At 38.3% G+C, this 17062-nt stretch carries 12 protein-coding genes and 1 pseudogene; 5 read left to right on the top strand and 8 right to left on the bottom strand.

Features of this window, described 5'->3' with window-relative positions:
• A partial coding sequence (locus CHB81_RS27245) for an IS1 family transposase (RefSeq protein ID WP_254921277.1) occupies window positions 1-317 on the top strand: 317 nt, incomplete at its 5' end.
• Between the two features lie 714 nt (window positions 318-1031).
• Window positions 1032-2588 (top strand): arylsulfatase, encoded by a 1557-nt coding sequence (locus CHB81_RS25370; protein ID WP_089354612.1) that lies wholly within the window; start codon window positions 1032-1034, stop codon window positions 2586-2588.
• Between the two features lie 1115 nt (window positions 2589-3703).
• Here CHB81_RS25370 and CHB81_RS25360 read toward each other — a convergent pair.
• The 8 genes from CHB81_RS25360 to CHB81_RS25325 are packed head-to-tail and all read right to left on the bottom strand — an operon-like array spanning window position 3704 to window position 9894.
• Window positions 3704-3988, bottom strand: a complete 285-nt coding sequence (locus tag CHB81_RS25360) for a hypothetical protein (protein ID WP_089354609.1) — start codon at window positions 3986-3988, stop codon at window positions 3704-3706.
• Window positions 3988-5013 carry a hypothetical protein gene (locus CHB81_RS25355; protein WP_141130462.1) on the bottom strand — a complete coding sequence of 342 codons (1026 nt, stop codon included), beginning with the start codon at window positions 5011-5013 and terminating at the stop codon, window positions 3988-3990. The genes CHB81_RS25360 and CHB81_RS25355 overlap by 1 nt, the downstream gene beginning before the upstream one ends.
• Window positions 5014-5038: 25 nt before the next feature.
• On the bottom strand, window positions 5039-6202 hold the full coding sequence (locus tag CHB81_RS25350) for a hypothetical protein (protein ID WP_089354607.1): 1164 nt from the start codon (window positions 6200-6202) through the stop codon (window positions 5039-5041).
• A 37-nt stretch (window positions 6203-6239) separates the two neighbouring features.
• Window positions 6240-7082 (bottom strand): conjugative transposon protein TraN, encoded by an 843-nt coding sequence (traN, locus tag CHB81_RS25345; RefSeq protein ID WP_089354606.1) that lies wholly within the window; start codon window positions 7080-7082, stop codon window positions 6240-6242.
• Between the two features lie 11 nt (window positions 7083-7093).
• Window positions 7094-8383 (bottom strand): conjugative transposon protein TraM, encoded by a 1290-nt coding sequence (traM, locus tag CHB81_RS25340; protein WP_089354605.1) that lies wholly within the window; start codon window positions 8381-8383, stop codon window positions 7094-7096.
• Between the two features lie 11 nt (window positions 8384-8394).
• Window positions 8395-8652 carry a hypothetical protein gene (locus CHB81_RS25335; protein WP_089354604.1) on the bottom strand — a complete coding sequence of 86 codons (258 nt, stop codon included), beginning with the start codon at window positions 8650-8652 and terminating at the stop codon, window positions 8395-8397.
• Between the two features lie 6 nt (window positions 8653-8658).
• Window positions 8659-9279 carry a conjugative transposon protein TraK gene (traK, locus tag CHB81_RS25330; protein WP_089354603.1) on the bottom strand — a complete coding sequence of 207 codons (621 nt, stop codon included), beginning with the start codon at window positions 9277-9279 and terminating at the stop codon, window positions 8659-8661.
• Window positions 9280-9291: 12 nt separating this feature from the next.
• Window positions 9292-9894, bottom strand: coding sequence for a hypothetical protein (locus CHB81_RS25325; RefSeq protein WP_254921276.1), 603 nt, complete (start codon window positions 9892-9894; stop codon window positions 9292-9294).
• Window positions 9895-9918: 24 nt separating this feature from the next.
• Between CHB81_RS25325 and CHB81_RS25320 the strand changes: the two are divergent.
• From CHB81_RS25320 to CHB81_RS25310, 3 genes and pseudogenes are all read left to right on the top strand, one after another.
• A pseudogene (locus CHB81_RS25320) lies at window positions 9919-10770 on the top strand (TraM recognition domain-containing protein); the annotation flags it as partial.
• 187 nt (window positions 10771-10957) lie between these two features.
• Entirely contained in the window at window positions 10958-16210 is a 5253-nt protein-coding gene (locus tag CHB81_RS25315) for an ATP-binding protein (RefSeq protein WP_089354601.1), read from the top strand.
• Between the two features lie 108 nt (window positions 16211-16318).
• The gene (locus CHB81_RS25310; RefSeq protein WP_089354600.1) at window positions 16319-17020 is read left to right on the top strand and encodes a hypothetical protein; all 702 of its coding nucleotides are present in this window, start codon (window positions 16319-16321) and stop codon (window positions 17018-17020) included.
• Window positions 17021-17062 lie beyond the last annotated feature (42 nt).

The following is a 17062-nucleotide window of genomic DNA, read 5'->3' as shown; positions in this document are numbered from 1 at the left end:
TGGTTTATGCATTGGACAAGAATTCTAAAACAGTTGTGAGTTTTAATGTTGGCAAACGAACCAACAAAACTCTAAGCCGAGTTCTGGATACTTTAAAACTATCCGAAGCTAAAAAGATATTTACGGACAGACTTAAAAATTACAGGTATCTGATTGATGAGAAACTACATTCGGTAAAACGTTTTGGGACAAACCATATTGAAAGGAAAAATTTGACACTCAGAACTCATCTTAAAAGATTAAACAGATGGACAATCTGTTTCAGTAAAAGTTTAGTTGTTTTTACTGCTGTTTTAAAGATTTATTTTTGGACTTGATTTTTTAAATAGATAAATATCTTGTTGAATAATTTACCCTAACGAGACTCGAACCATTTTTCCTTGAAAATACAGGGCGTTTAGATTTTTAAGAAATTGAAACAAGATTTTTCGAACCACAAAAAAAGCCGAGAAATCTAGATTTCTCGGCTTTTAATTTTTCTTAGTAGCGGGAAAGGGACTCGAACCTACTAAAAATAAAATAAACAGTCTAAGTCTCGAACCTAAACTCGCTAGACCTTATTTTTACTGGATTCTTAATTGTTAAAAATAGTTTGTGCCACGATTCTCCCACAAAACTTAGAATGGTGAAATATCTTTAAAATTCTCCTTGTTTTTCTATGGTATAATCGGAGAGAGCTACAAAATTCTCTTTACCATGATTTTGCAGGAAAACTTAAAACCTCATTTTTTAAGTAATCTTAATTTAAGGTCGTAGTGAGAAGTATTCAAATAATCTAAACATTTTATTGAAGATTATTTCGATATTATCGCACTGAATTTTTATATTTATTGGTAGTTATACATATTAGTTTAAAATACTATTGTCAAACTGGTATCTAAAAACACGTTCCAAATTATAATTTGGAACGTGTTTTTTTTATGTTATAACTATTGGAATACAGATCATTGTTAATTTTATATGTGTTTTAATTAACTTAAAAAAAAAGCCTAATGAATTCGCCAAAAAAAATAATCAGGTCAAAAACAGCTATGAAATTTATTTTACTTTTATTGTTTGGAATTTCACTAACTGGTACAGCACAAAACAATAAATCAAAACCTAACATTTTAATAATTTATGGAGATGATGTTGGTCAGACTAATATTAGCGCGTACGGTTTAGGGGTAGTTGGTTATATGACGCCTAATATAGACAGACTTGGAACTGAAGGAATGAAATTTACAGATTATTACGCTGAAAACAGTTGTACTGCTGGTAGAGCATCCTTAATAACAGGACAATGTGCCAAACGTACAGGATTGTCCAAAGTTGGTCTTCCAGGTGTGGCAGTTGGTCTTCAATCACGTGATATTACTATTGCTCAGGCTTTAAAGCCATTAGGATATGCTACGGGACAATTTGGTAAAAACCATTTAGGTGATCGTGATGAGTATTTACCTACCAATCATGGTTTTGATGAATTTTTTGGTAATCTCTATCATTTAAATGCTGAAGAGGAGCCTGAAAGAGAACTTTGGCCAAAAGATGATCCTTTGTTTATTAAGACAAGTAGTCCGCGTGGGGTCCTTCATACTTATGCCGGTGGTAAAATAGAAGATACAGGCCCATTGACAAAAAAAAGAATGGAAACGATCGATGACGAGACAACAGCAGCTTGTATCGAATTTATTAAAAAGCAAGCGCAGGGTAATAAACCTTTTTTTACATGGATGAATTTTACACGCATGCATGTATTTACCCATGTTCGTGAATCGATGAAAGGACAGAGCGGAATGGTTGGAAATGAATATGCCGATGGTATGATTGAGATGGATATGAATGTTGGTAAATTACTTAAAGCATTAGATGATCTTAAAATTACAGAAAATACAATTGTTATTTTTAGTACTGATAATGGTCCAAATCAATTTAGCTGGCCTGATGCTGCGACAACTCCTTTTAGAAATGAAAAAGACTCTAATTGGGAAGGAGCATTTCGTGTTCCCGCATTTGTTCGCTGGCCGGGAAATATAAAGGCAGGAACGACATCTACAGAAATGTTTGCAGCGCTTGATTGGTTTCCGACACTTTTAGCCGCTGCAGGTGATACAAATATAACAGAACGTCTTTTAAAAGGAACAACTATTGGAGGTAAAAACTTTAAAGTACATTTAGACGGTTACAATCAGCTTGATTATCTGACAGGGAAAATTCCAAAAAGTAATCGAAATGAATTTGCTTATTTTAATGATGATGCGGAATTAGTAGCTTATCGATATGGAAATTGGAAAGCGGTATATCGTGAGATGAGAGCGCCCGGTGGATTTAAGGTTTGGTACGAACCTTTTACGCCGCTTAGAGTACCTAAACTATTTAATTTGAGAATGGATCCTTATGAAAGGGCCGATATTGTTTCTGATCAATATGACGATTTTAGGGTCAAAAATCCATTTTTAATGGAGCAATTAACCCTTCATGCGGCTGTGTTTCTGGAAACATTTGTCGAATTTCCGCCAAGTCAACCACCAGCAAGTTTTACGATTGATCAAATTGAAAAGAGTGTTGATAAAAGAATAGACGAAAATGCTAAAAAAAACAATAAATAAATTTTAATATAAATAAGGATTAAGCTTATTGATCAATATTTTTGTTTCAATATAAATTTGTTAATAAAGTAGAAAAACCATTCTTAATGAATGGTTTTTTTGTAATACTGATTTAATTACAAATAATAAATTAATTCTTTTAGAGAATAGTTTTATTATATACCCTATAGTTGCACTCAGGAAACAAATGAGCTATAATAGTTTCGAACCTAAACTTGGTACACCTTTATTTTGTTGTATTGTGTTTTTCAATATACCCATGTGCCACGATTCTGCCACAAAACTTAAAGTGGTGAAATAGCTTTAAAAAACGCCTAAGCTTTTTGTGGCAAAAAAATATCTACTCGTGAGATAAAGAACTAAAGTTTCTCATAAAAACAGCTTTGCTGTCTTTTACCGAGAATTTTAGTAAAATCTTAAACGATGAAATAAATTATGCTCTTCTGATTTCTATTTCTCTTTGGAAGATAATTTATATAACCGTAATCATTTAGGTCTCCGGTGCATCTATGGTAGGTAACAGGGCCGCTTATTTTAGCAATCTTCATAATTTCATGCCTGTATGCTTTAATAGGATTAATATAACCTGCAGCAGTTCTGAATTGCAGCAGTGCCGCAAAAATTCCAATATGGGTAATCTTGGCGGGCTGTCCTTTATCAGATGTAAAGCGGACAGGGGCGGTTTTTTTTACAGCATAAGGATCTGTGTTTATAGAACAGCGGTCAGGTGATCAGGGGGTATATTATTTTAGGTTTGATATTATTTTTAGGAGCTTTTTCCCGCTATTCGTTTCAATCTTTTGCGCCGAACCCCGGCACAAAAGGATTTCCACTTCTATCGGGGCTAAAAAAATGCTAACGGCTGTTCGGAATACACCAATTTTTTGCTTCAGTTGAGCAATAATTATATTTAAAAAAACAAGAGCAGGAAATTCAAATTTTCTCCTAAATCAAGTCATATTCTTGCGGCTGGTGATGATTCAATAATTAATTTGGGATGCGGGCCGCTTGCAGTGATAGTTTCATAGAGATGTTTTTCTTAACCCTCTACATTGTATTATTTCGATAATTTCGATCTTTAAGTTTAATTTTAAAACTATGTCAGAACCTGCCTTTTAAACGAGAAAATAAATGACACTTTTTTGATTTCTATTTTTTTTGGGGACATAGTTTATATAGCCGTATTCATTTAAGTCTTTTATGCACCTGTGATACGTGACAGGGCCGGTTATTTTTGCTATTTTCATAATTTCATGCCTGTAGGCTTTGATAGGATTGATATTGCCTTGATTTGTTCTGAATTGAAGCAGTGCCGCAAAAATTCCAATATGGGTAATGCTGATGCGCTGGTCTTTTTCTATGGATCTAAAGAATTCCGTTAAAGGATTTAATTGTTCCATCACTGCTGTATTTTAGATTTTATTCCTTTTTGGACAGATTGTTTCGGGAATGTTGCTGCCTGGTTTTTTGATGAAGCTGTCTGGAATTTACGAAAATGCCGGTCATAGATATTCAATGATCTAAACTGCGGATTGGCCTCTATATAAATCTGATTTTCTCGTCCATTTTTAATCAGCACAGCAGATACTCTGTCACCCTGTCTTAAAGCATGTTTTAGTTTCTCCATTTCATATGTATTAGATATCTCTTTTAAAGGAATGGCCTTTAAAGTCTTTTCTAAATCATAAGCATATTCATTTCGAAATTCTTTTAAGTGATAATTGCCCGAAGCGTCTTTATCATTAAAGTCGAGCTGGAACCAAGATTGGTTATGCTCTACAGAACGGCCTGACAATAAATTATAAACTTCATTAAGTTTAAAATTGCGTTCCTGCCCATTTTTAAAGTAATAATCCCTGCTGTCTTCTGGTGCAGAATTATTCTGCAGGCTGCTTTTAAATCCATCGAGCTCAAAATGCCCTTCGGCATTTTTTGAAAACGAAAGAGTATGAGTAATCTTTTCTTTTTCATTAATGTAGTAGGATATAGGAATGCTAAAATTTTCCTGTTCTTTGTCAATAAGATTTTTTAATTTTTCGGATAAATCAGGAAAGCCGATACGCTGCACTTCCTCGTTAAGCGAATTGAAGTTTCTTTCGTCTTTTTTTGCCTCACTGCGAAGTGAAAGCTGATTTTGCGTGCTGGTGATTATTTTCCTCAGGATACGTGAAATGAGACTTGGATATAATTGTTTTGACATCCTATGGATTTCCATTTTAAGGATTCGAAGCGTATGCTGTTCCTCAATATTTTTTGAAGATTTGTATTTTGTTCTGATTCTATCGAACTGGCGCAGTTTCTCGGCTAATAAAGATCTGTTTTCTGCCGGAGTAATTGAAAACAGCGTATTGAAACGCTCCTCTCTTGCTTTCCATTGGCTGAATTCCATTTCTACTCTATTTACGGGAAACTGCGGGTTCATCATTTAAGCTTTAATTATTTTTAAATCTCTAAACAGAATTAGACTGCTGTTTTCTTTTTTTGGGTTTGTTCGCGGAAGGAGTTTCACTATTCTCCTCAGTGGTCTCAGACTGTTTTTTGTCAGATTGCTTTTCTGAAGTTTTTTCTCCTTCAGATTTTTTCTCATCTTTGCTTTCTCGATGATTGATGCGCTGGAGGTTTCCGTCATATACATTAAGAGTCTTAAACTGCGGATTTGCTTCCACGAACATTTTGCTTTCAACGCCGCTGACAACAAAAGTCACAGACTGCAGATTTCCTTTTTTAAGGGAATTTACAAGGTCTTCCTTATATTGCGGCGTACTGAGTTCTTTTATGGAATGCTTCTCAAGGCTTGCTTCCAGATCATAGCCGTAATTCTGATGGTAATGGTTAATCTTAAAATTTCCGGAATTGTCTGTCTGTTTAAAATCGAATTTTAACCAAGAATTGTAACTTTCTCCTTCTTTAGTTTTAAGATCCTTATTTACCGAACGGCCTTCCATTAAATTATAAGCTTCCTTGAGTGTAATGCTGGTTGCATCATTATTGATGTAAAAGGTCTGCTGCAGTCCCGGCTTGTTTTCTTCTTTTTGAAGATTCACATGATAGGAATTAAAAAAGTACATATCAGTCTGGTCTGACTTCTTGAAGTTCAGCTCAACCGTTACGGTATCTCTGTTTGGGACGCCATTGTTCATAATGCCGGTGTGCATGATTTTAAAATCCTTATCTCCTTTCAGCATGTTTTCTTTCAATTCAGTATCGAAAGTTTCTCCAAATCCAGTATATTTCAGCTGGTCTTTCAGGTATTTTAAATTAGTCTCATTCATAATGTTTGTATTTAAGTTGTTTTCAAATAGTTCTTTCTTTTCTCTTTCCAATCGGACAAATTCAGTAAGATCCAATTTCTCGCTGCTATAAAGGTCAATACCGCTCTGCATCACTATATTTAAATCATTTTTAAGTGAATCTATGGTCATACTCTTAAAATAGTCTCTATCAGTAGTCATCGCATAACAATGTTCCATTGCATCCCATGAGTTCATAAAGAACTCAATGGTATCGGGATCAGTTATTACATCACAAGGAAATGCGGCATACTTGTAGCCGTAAAAAGCCATTTCCTCTGCAACACTTAAAAGCATTTCAGTCTCATTGATGTTTATATTCATAATCTGTTTTTTGAGTTTTTAAAAGTAGATTTATGAATTAAGGGAGGGGTATTACTTTGTCAGCCAGATTATTGTTAACGTTGACTTCTAAATGCCTTCCGCCGTTCTTTTCAATGAGCTGAAGGGTCAGATACTTATTCTCTGGGATCGTAAATTTCTCTAGCGCAAATACTTTTATAATTTCAGACTTATAAGGAATCACAGCGGATGATGAAGTGCTGTATAGTGGCTGTAATTCTATTTCCTGTGATGCGGTTCGTTTTGATTTTTGCTGGTCTCTTACAAAAAAACGCAGCTGGTCGATATCGTAGTTAATTTTGGATTTATTCTCAAATATTAAGCGCAGATAAAGAACATCCTGATGGATAAATAAGCCGTTAACCTCTAGTTTTATCTGGAATTTAGATTTTTTAAAACCGCTGGTCTTTATTTTTTTTGATAATGCCAGTGAAGCAGACTGCTCTATTTTTTTCTGATTTTCATTTTCTAAAGTAAATAATACATCTCTGCTTGCAGCAACTGCACTTTCTGCTTTTATATTCAAGTCTGGGCAGTCTTCATCGTAATTCAGTACAAATACGTATAATTTTGCATCAGATGTAACTACTGTCAGGTTAGTCTGGAAAAAATATTGTCTTGCCGCTTTTACCAGCAGGATATTTTCTACCCCTTTGGCTTTCTGCACCAGCACATCAGCGCTCCCTTTATCTATGCTTTTAATCGGGTAGGGAAAAACAATGCTGGTAGTTTTCGAATAGCCGATCTGAAGATTTTTATACTGGTCTTCATAAAAAACTGTTTCGCTGCTGTTTATCTGAGGATAAGCCAAAACAGAAACCAGCAGTAGGCTCATTAAAAACAAATAATTAATTCTTTTCATCTTTCTCTTTTTTAAGGTTTTAAATTCTTTTGTTTTTCATCATATAACAGCACCCTGTATCCTGCTTTTACCAGTACTTTTATGAGTTTTACCTTTTTACTCATAAGACTTTTTGCTGCCTCAATGCCCATTCCTGCAGCCTGTGCTCCCCATGAATCAGTAACCCCGGTAAGTCCAAGGGTCTGAATCGAGCGGTCTGCAGATGCTTTAGCCACATCCCTGTTGATTGCACCTGGAATGTATATTCCCTCAATTCCGTCTATATCATAGACTGATAGCTGCACCGGAAAAATGGAACCATGATGCTGAAGGTTTTCTATCTTTATTTCAAGTCTTTCGCCTTTCAGGAATGCCATGCCGTATACAAAAGTGTTTTTTGGAATTGTAGTTCCCTGAAGGGTAATATCAGCGGTGAGCCTTAATTTAATCACCGATCCATTTACAATTGTCTGAGTTTCGTGCACGGCAGCTCCAACTGCATTTTTTTGATAATCTGGATTTAAATCTTCATCTGCGGTGAAAAAGGCATTCAATTTAAAAGTGTTTGCAGGTGCTGTATTCTCTTGTAAAGAGGTAATAATTTCTGCGTTATTTTTGAGGTTTACGGAATATACTTTTCCTTTTTTATCTTCCGAATTCTGTTTTAAACGTTCCTGTACTCTTGAAGGATGCTGGATATCCAGTATATTTTCCAGCATACCTCCTAGCTGCTGCAGTTCAGGATCCGGCGCCGTTTCACCCATTGCAGACATCATCTGTTCTAAGTTCTTAATCTGGGCAGATACTTCATTGGATGAGCCATAGTTTTCGAACTCCCTCATATCCTGGCCGTAATTTTTAACCGTTGCAGAATGGCTGATAGTTTTCTGGAGAAGCTGCAGTTTTTCAAAGATTTTCTGCTCGTTTCTGTCCTGCGGAGTCACTGCATTCAAGCCGCTTCTTTTTTTTGAATAACTCTGGGATGCAAAATCCAGTTCTGGGAACTCCTTTAAAGATTCTTCAAGAACTTTTTGATTGGAATAGTTTGGATCTTTTTTAATCTGCTCCTGCAGTTTGACTGAATCTACTGCTGCCTGATCATAGTAGCTCATTTTATCCAGAGAAGAATCTTCTTTAAAATTTGGAAGCGGCAGTTTAAAATTAAATCCTTTCTTTATTTCATTTTCAGCCGTTGCGGCTTCCATTCTTCCTCCTCCCAGAGTATAAAAAAGAATGGTGATAAAAGGAAGTGTTATGATTGGCAGAGCCAGAGGCATTTTTCGTTTTTTTGCTTCTTTAATTGATATCGTCTTCTGTTCCATGTCTTTATTTTTTAATCGATTATTTTAATTTTTACAGTCTGCTCTGAAATTTTCACCTGTTGTGTTTCCTTTTCTGAAAAGGTATTATAGATGTTATAAAGAAGATAGCCTGCTGATAGGATAACAAATAAGCTTAGAAGAAAAATGAGCTTCCTCTTTGAACACCCTTCTGCCAGACTGCTCATTTTTTCAGACCATTTTTTTTGTGCAGAGAGATAGTGCCTATGGTATGTAAATGCAATTTCTCGTTTTTTAAGCAGTGATTTCATAACCTGTCATTTTCGGTTTTCAACAGTTAAATCTCGGTTTTCAATCGTATTGAAACGCTCGATTAAAAAACCGTGCGGATTGTTGTCGCTTCTTGATACATTGCGCAGACTCCCTTGCGTAATCAGGCTTCGTTTCAAAATGCTGGTGGTTCTGATGATGTTCTGCCGCGAGAAACATTTAAAGAGATAGGGATAGTCACGTGTATCGACAGTTACACTGTCAATCTGGATGGTCTGGCTTATATTGCCTGAGATGATTCCGGAATAAAAGCCGTTTTCTTTCAGGTCATCATAAATTCTTTTAGCGCTTTCGTCAGCCAGATAAAGGGCTTTGGTAACATTGGACTTGATTACTTTATCGTCTGGGTCAAGGGTAAAGAAAAATTGGTGAAAAGTTTTAATATGATCTCTTGCTTCAACAGGCACATTATCCTTGCTGTCTGACGCATATGCTTCCAGAGCTTTTCCTGCCGCAAGGATGTATATCTTATCCTGCATCCGGCTGACAGTCTGAAAACTTTTGTAAAGCGTATAGCAGCAGATTGTGACGCATCCAACGATAATAAGCATTGTAAATCCTCTGACATACTTAAAAGCAGTGTCTATATTTTTCATTTTAGTAAACATGAGCTGACTATTTTAAGTTTGTTTTGAATTTCCTTTGAGCCTGTCGCTCATATAATTTCCTTTCTCCTCAAAATAAGGAGCAGAGGAGGAGGAGGCAGACATGCTCTGCGACATCCTTCCTGCGGCATTTCCCATTGTATCCAGAACCATTGCTGTCCCCTGTGAGGTTTTGGAAACTGCTGAACTGGCTGAGGTGCTGAAAAGGGTTGTGGTTTTCTGGGCTAGGGCTCCGCCGCCGCCAGCGTGGACTATGTAGTTAGCAACCGACGGCACAGTGAAGTACCCAATAATGCCGATTATCATAAAAATAAGGTAAGACATATCGGTCCTGCTGAAAAAGGTATCTCCCGTAGCCTGCACCTGGGAAAGATCCAGTTTGAGCATCAGTTCCTGAATCTTGCCTATAATGCTTCCAAAAATATTAGCAACCGGGAGCCACAGATAAATATTAATATATCTTGCCAGCCACACAGTAAGCGTATGCTGGAATCCGTCGAAGACAGCTATTCCGAAAACAAGCGGCCCCAGGATGGAGAGGACAACCAGCTGAAATGTTCTGAGAGTATCAATACATAAAGCCGCGGCCTCGAACAAAACCCTCAGTACCTCGCTCATCCTGCTTATCTTCAGGAAGCCACAGACCAGCTTGAGGGGCAGATTGCTACGGCGAAAATCGCCATGGCGAGGCTTTCCTCCCCACAGCTGTACTATGTTTTATCAGGAAATGATTTTACTCTGGACATCAATAATCCCCAGGAACCTAAGATTGTCTGCATGGGAAACAACCCCCAGAAAATACAAATATATGGGGCCGTATTGTCTCTTTATGTGAACAGGCTTGTAAAGCTGGTAAACAAAAAAGACAAAATGAAATCAAGTATCATCTTCGATGAATTCCCAACAGTTTATCTCAACAATATGGACAGTTTAATTGCTACTGCAAGAAGCAATAAAGTGGCAACCTGTCTGGGTATTCAGGACTTCACCCAGCTTCGTAAAGATTACGGACGGGAACAGGCAGATGTTATTATGAATATTGTCGGTAATATCATAAGCGGGCAGGTTACAGGAGATACTTCCAAACAATTATCAGAGCGATTCGGAAAAATTATGCAGGACAGGGAAAGCCTGTCGATCAACAGCGCCGACACTTCAATCAGCCGTTCAAAACAATTGGAATCTGCAGTCCCGCCATCGAAAATCTCAGGGCTTAGTTCAGGGGAATTTGTGGGCATGGTGGCCGATGATCCAGATTGTAAAATTGAACTTAAAACCTTTCATAACGAAATTATAAATGACCATGAAGCTCTGAGAAAAGAAACGGAAAATTATAAGGAAATACCCCCTGTCCGAAAACTTGACAATGCAATGATTCAGCGTAATTACCTTCAGATAAAACAGGATGTTCAGGATATCATTCATTCGGAAATGGAACGCTTGCTCAATGATCCAGCACTATTGCACTTGGTGGTCAATAAGAAAGATAATTGATGCTGGTGAAATTAGGATTGCGATATTCATTTTTTTGTACTTATAATAAAATTGATATTTCGCCTCCTGTTTTTGCATAGCAATTTATTTACCCTCACAGCAGAAAATATTTGCGGATTATCTGGTTTATTTCCATATTTTAGTTCCTCCTTCAAAGTACTTGTATTTTCATTTTAAGATTGGACAGATGGCAGATAATAAGAAGAATAAAATAAGGGAAGTCGCAACGCCGAAACAAACAGGAGGAGGAGGATTTGTTTTTGAGCATAAGGTTACCGCATGGTTCTGCGCCCATTTTTTGGCAGATGCGATAGCATTAAGCCGCGGGCTGGGAAAGATTACCAGAATAGATTTTCAGGTTAGGGCAGAGGGATGGCTCTTCGATGATCTTCTATTGACCCAGCAGAACGTTCATGGAGAAATCTCTAGGACTGCAGTATCGGTAAAAAGCAATATTCAGTTCAATACCAAGGGACCCAGCAAGGATCTTGTGAATGACCTTTGGAATCAGTATGTGGGAGAACCGCAGAAGGTTTTTGACCCTGCAAGAGACTATCTATGCATCGTAAATTCCTTGATACGTCCATCAATATCCAGTGATCTGACTGAATTGATTGCGATTGCTAAGGAAATGGATCGAAAGACCTTTGCTGAACGCATGTCAAAAGATCAGGGAGGCTTTTCGAAAACTAAACGCAGACTTTTTGAGGGCTTCAACGCACCTCCCGAATTGGCATCAAAATATGGCTTGACACAGGAAGATACCGTCCTGTTATTGGGCAGGCTGTTCTTCTTGGAGTTTGATTTTGAAAAGTCGAATTCGACAGATGAAAATTCTATTATTGCGATGGCAAAAGAAATTCTCAGTGAACCGGATGGGAAAAATGAAATACAGCTTTATGAGTCGCTCTGCACAATTGGTTCTGAGCTGTCTCCCGTTTCTGGTTTTCTTGACTATAAAAAACTGATAGGCAGATTCCGCAACCAATATGATTTGAAAGGCTTTCCAAACCATGCAGCCGACTGGCGGAAAATACATGCGAAAAGCAATGCGGCAGTTTCGGCTATCCGTGATTCTATAGGAGGAAAGGTTAATCTTCCCAGAACTGAAGAAATCGACGAATTAAGAAAGGCAATAGGCAAAAATAAGGCCGTTTTTGTACTGGGAAGATCAGGCTGCGGCAAATCGGCGCTTGTCAAAAAGCTTGTTGAGCGTGAAAGTGATTTTGAAAATAATTATGTATGGATTGATTCTCTAAGCATACAGAAAAATAATCTGGCAGAATTCTTTGGGCTGCAGCATAACATTGGTGAGCTCTTTGAAAGGATTCAGAAACCTTGCTCATTTCTGGTAATCGATGGTATAGACCGCTTCTTCAAAGAGGACGATTTGAGGATATTGCATGAGATGCTCGAAGCAGCCCTTCAGCCGGAATCGCAATGGAAGATAATCTTTACCTGCCAGAACGATGATTATGGCGATGTTGTGGAGCGTTTTTTTAGGATCAACTTGCCTTTTGAATCTGAGAGCTGCAGCGTTGAGCTTGATATTTTGAAACATCTGGAATTGTTTTACAAAGAAATTCCTGAATTGTCGGATTTGTTCAAGCACAAACATCTTCTTTTGATTCTGAACAATTTGAAATATCTGGATCTTCTTGCGGTTAAATTATTATCGGGCAGGGTGGTTCCGGAAAGTGCTTTTTTAGGCGAAACGACAATTATAGACTGGATTTGGAAAGAAGAATTTGATAGTACGGGATCCAGATTTATGCAGGTGTATGCCGAAAAGCAGGCGCAGATGTTCAGCACCGCTGTTCCGGTTTCGGAATTCAGCATAAATGAATTGATGCCTCTTGATAGGATAAAACAAGGTAAGATAATTTATGAGAATGATGATAAATTATTCCTTAGCCATGATCTTTTGGGTGATTGGGCGCGATATAAGCTTCTGCGTTCAAAAGATCTTGATTTGAAAAGCTATTTGCTGTCCCTTGAATTAGGCTCGCCGCTCTGGCGCAAAGCCATACGGCTTTATGGGATATATCTACTGGATAAAAATGATCTGGGAAGCTCATGGAAAACTTTTATGAAATCTTTGTCAGAACTTGAACCCGCAGAAAAAATAGTCCAGGATCTTCTGCTTGAATCCATCTTTTTTTCAGCTGATCCATTTAATCATTTGTCAGCAGTTTATGATTTGTTGAAGGAGGATCAAGGCAAGCTGTTCGATCGTTTCATGGGACAGTTTCTAATTAAGGCAACAAGGCCTAATCAGGAGGTTTTGCACAGGGCAGTAAGCCAGGGCATATTTACTGCTACAGAAGCTGCTTCCTACTACAGGGTGCCAGATTACCTATATTGGCCCAGTCTGATTGTATTCTTATATGATTTCAGGAAAGAGGTGATAATTTATTCAAGCAAAAAAATTGCTGCGCTATGCTTGATGTGGCTTAATAACACCAGTGTTGGAGTGCCGTTCAGAAAGGAAGTAGCACAGGTGGCTCTGGAAAATGCTAGAAAGATGTTCGATTTTAAATTTAATAATGGCCATGCAAAAGCAGACGAAGACAAGTTTGTTTACAAGGCATTTCTGGCTGCCGCGAATGAATATACGCAGGAGGTCACAGAACTTGCATTAAAATTGTGCAAGAGAATCAAGGTTGAAAGGAATCCCGTGGAAAATCCTGAATCCGAAATGGTACCCAGTCCGGTAATATCATTATTTGCATCATCAAAAATCAGGGATAAAATCCAGTGGCCAGACGGGCCTTACGAAAATGTGGATAGGGAGTTCCAAAAAGTCTGCCTTGATGAAAATGCCCTGACGCCCCTGATCGCCGCTTGTCCGGAAGCTGCAATGGAGGTAATCCTTGCCTTGTTGATCGAAAGGCCCAAAGAAGTTTCTTTTGGCTATGGTTCCTCGCATTACAATCTGGATATCAAAGATCCGAGAGGCTGGTTTCCTCCATTTTATACCAGAGGCCCATTTTTGGCTTTTTTCAGGCTCCAGCCTCTGGCGGGGCTTAAGCTTGTGCTTAAGTTTGTTAATTTCGCAGCACAGCAGTGGACTAATGATTTTAATCATAAAAATAAGCCCTTGCCGTCGCTTCAGATGAATTATGATGGAGCAGAAAGGAAGTACATCGGTGATTTTTATATGTATTATTGGTTCAGGGATGCCACAGGAGCGCCTCATTCTGTGGTAAGCGCCCTGCAGGCACTTGAAAAATTTCTTATGGATGAGATTGATAAGGCAAACGATATCGGCAAATATATTGATTTAATCTTAAAGGAAGGGGCATCCGTTGCCTTCCTGGGTGTTCTCAACTCGCTTGGCAAATATAAGGCTGAACTTTATTTGGGACCGCTGGCAGATTTGCTGCCGGTAGTTGATTTTTACTTTTTGGAAAAGGATCTGGATTTTCGTGGAACTGGCATAGAGGGCCATCAGCTTATTGGATCCCAAAGCTTCGATTCAAGAACAAGAGAGCTGGCAGCGCAATGGCATAATATGCCGCAAAGGAACAGATCAATGGGCGGGGTATGCATCACTTTGTTCCTCAAAGAGGTGGAGCTGCAGCAGCTTTACAGGGAAATAAGGAAACAATGGACTATTCTGCTTGATGGAATAAAGGATGACAGGCGGTATTCGGACTATCTGAAGCGCCTGATCTCTTTTTTTGACTTGGATAATTATATTGCACAAGGGTCTGATCCAGACTCGCCCTTGATATATAAAGAACCCAAATCATTAAGCAAAGAACTCGAATCTGCAAGGTCGGATGCCGAATTGGGATTTGACCTGCTTGTTTTCCCTTTCAAATGCCTGCAGGGAATTAAAAATGGAACCAAGCTTAATGCAGAGGAATGCTCAAGTTTATGGGACACCGTTTTAAACATTTCCCAGGTTCCTGACGATATGCCGTATTTATCATATGGCGGAAGCCAGCAATGCTTTCTGGCTGGCTGTGCATTTCTTTTCTATAGCAGGGAAAACTGGATTGATAAGCACCCGGATCGCGTGGAATGGATGATTGCATATATTGAAAACGCAGTAAGAGGCTATCAGCCGCAGCCTAATTCATTTTATCAGACTGATATGGGCGATTCCTGGAGCGCTTTTGCGGCAAGGATCTTATCTTTCATCTGGAGTAGTGATCTCAACAGCATACGAGTACGGGGCATAATTGCAATGCTGGCAGTAAAATGCCCTTATGATACCCTGAGCATTTTGTTCTATGAAATGGCTGAGCGGCTATCATGGTCGGAGGCAAATTTTGTGCAGCTGCAGAATCTGGTCATACTGAATGCTGTCGGGACTGACAGAAATTTCAGTTCAGCAATACCTGATTATGGTTTTGGGGAATCTGCTGCAAAAGCTGAGCGCTTCGATTACAGTAAATATATTGATGAAATCACGCAGGATTTCATTTATGGAAGGACTGAAAAAAAACTCATCAGCTGGGCCGAAATTCGCAGCGTACGTCCGAAAACCATCAACAGCTGGAATCCATTCGAAGATGATTTTGCAAAAAGTCCCGGCATAAGCAAGGAAATGCTCCATCATGCATTTGTTGTGGTGCCGGATCTGGACGGTCTTGAAGTGGAAGATAGCAAGCATCTCTGCCAGCTCCTAAAACAGCTCCACGAGCAGCTTTTGTTCGAACAGGGCCCCGCAAAAGAGAATTTTTCAGATCGAAGCGAGTATCCCGATGAATTTGACGTATGGCTGCTTGGAAAAATTTCGAGATTGGTTCTCGATGATGATCTCTTGGAAAACTCTGTCTCGGAAGAATTTTGGAAGCCGCTGTACTTATACGGTCCCCAGATGGCTGATGCCATCGTTATCTTCATGGAAAGCTTTTTCATTAACAACTTGGTACGCGACGATAAAAAAACAGATATTTATGCTACGTGGCTCGCTATGATTGATTTTGCAGAGAAATGCAAAGCATGGAAGGTGGATCGCCATTATAGCGGGAAGGATATCCACCACGCTTTGCTGGGTATTAATGGCACCATGATCAAGTGGTGGACAGTCGAGAAGTATTCTTTCTTTTATGACAAGGCTATTTTGGAAGTTATCAAATGGGCGCAGAATAGGAAGTACGATCAAGATACGGTATATCGTATCTTGATTCTTATGAGAACAAAACCTGGCATGAAGCACATCAGAGAAGGGCTGGATATCGTAGTCGGCTATTTGGAGCTCCGCGCAATTGGCGACAAGATTGAACCGCATAAAGGTTTTGTCCGCGTTGAGTTTGCGCACGAGAATTATCTAGCAGGAACTGCGAGCTTTTTATGGGAGAACTGCGCAATCCAATTCAAATCAGATAAGCAGCTTTTCCTTCGATTCAAAAAAATAGTGACCTACCTGGTTTCGAGGCAGAATCCAATAGGACTGGAACTTCAGGACAGGATTTTGCTTTCTTAAAAGCAGTTAGCAGCTGATGGCTAAGAACTATAAAGTTTGGCTTCAGCGGAGCAGCCGTATTTATGATTATGTATTTTAGGTTTAATAAATTTTATAAAAATTTTGTATATGGATATTATCGGAATTAGCAAAAACGTAATGGATAATGTTGAAAGGCTGGATGATATAATTGACGCATATTTTGAGCCTTTTAAAGATCTGACCGATACGGCGACTGATGTCTTTGCGCCTATAAAGGCCATTCATTCGCTGTACACTTTTAATAAAAAGAGAAAATTCAAGAAATTCCTGAAATCATACGCCGGCAGCCTGCATGATCATGGCCTTACTGATTTTAAGGATGTCGAGAAGCTGAAAGACTATCTGAAAAATGAAAGAAATTTTGATTTTTTAAGCAATACGATTGAAAACGCAATCAACTCTAAGTCCATATATGGAGCTATGATTTTGGGATATTATGCCGGACAGATTTTAGCTGAGGGCAAGAAAATAAACTACAAGGACCTAATCATTATTGAAGGAGTAAAAGATTTGAATGATATTGAATTATCTTGTTTTGCAAGAATATACAGCAGGGCAGATCTCTCTAAAATGGTCTTGTTTGCGGAACTGGATCTTGGAGCCTTTGAGTTCTTTTCGAAATTGACAATTGATAAACTGCTTCAGTTGAGATTTATAATCAAGGATTACAATATTTATCACGGAAGCAGCATCAGCTATAATTTTACATCAACAGATATAGCCGAAGACGTATATTTTCTGCTGCGGGATATTGGGATAGAAAGCGAATTGCTGGAATATGAATACTGATTTTTGTAAATCGTCAAAAGCATTTTTTTTGTACACGATTTT

Source organism: Flavobacterium sp. ov086, from assembly GCF_900187965.1.
Taxonomy (GTDB): domain Bacteria; phylum Bacteroidota; class Bacteroidia; order Flavobacteriales; family Flavobacteriaceae; genus Flavobacterium.
This window is presented reverse-complemented; position numbering and strand designations above follow the sequence as displayed.

Excerpts from the sequence above, each read along its gene's own strand:
- CHB81_RS25360 (WP_089354609.1), bottom strand. The coding sequence starts at position 3,988 with ATGGAACAATTAAATCCTTTAACGGAATTCTTTAGATCCATAGAAAAA.
- CHB81_RS25370 (WP_089354612.1), top strand. The coding sequence starts at position 1,032 with ATGAAATTTATTTTACTTTTATTGTTTGGAATTTCACTAACTGGTACA.
- CHB81_RS25350 (WP_089354607.1), bottom strand. The coding sequence starts at position 6,202 with ATGAATATAAACATCAATGAGACTGAAATGCTTTTAAGTGTTGCAGAG.
- traM (WP_089354605.1), bottom strand. The coding sequence starts at position 8,383 with ATGGAACAGAAGACGATATCAATTAAAGAAGCAAAAAAACGAAAAATG.
- CHB81_RS25325 (WP_254921276.1), bottom strand. The coding sequence starts at position 9,894 with ATGAGCGAGGTACTGAGGGTTTTGTTCGAGGCCGCGGCTTTATGTATT.
- CHB81_RS25335 (WP_089354604.1), bottom strand. The coding sequence starts at position 8,652 with ATGAAATCACTGCTTAAAAAACGAGAAATTGCATTTACATACCATAGG.
- CHB81_RS25310 (WP_089354600.1), top strand. The coding sequence starts at position 16,319 with ATGGATATTATCGGAATTAGCAAAAACGTAATGGATAATGTTGAAAGG.
- CHB81_RS25315 (WP_089354601.1), top strand. The coding sequence starts at position 10,958 with ATGGCAGATAATAAGAAGAATAAAATAAGGGAAGTCGCAACGCCGAAA.
- traN (WP_089354606.1), bottom strand. The coding sequence starts at position 7,082 with ATGAAAAGAATTAATTATTTGTTTTTAATGAGCCTACTGCTGGTTTCT.
- CHB81_RS25355 (WP_141130462.1), bottom strand. The coding sequence starts at position 5,013 with ATGATGAACCCGCAGTTTCCCGTAAATAGAGTAGAAATGGAATTCAGC.
- traK (WP_089354603.1), bottom strand. The coding sequence starts at position 9,279 with ATGTTTACTAAAATGAAAAATATAGACACTGCTTTTAAGTATGTCAGA.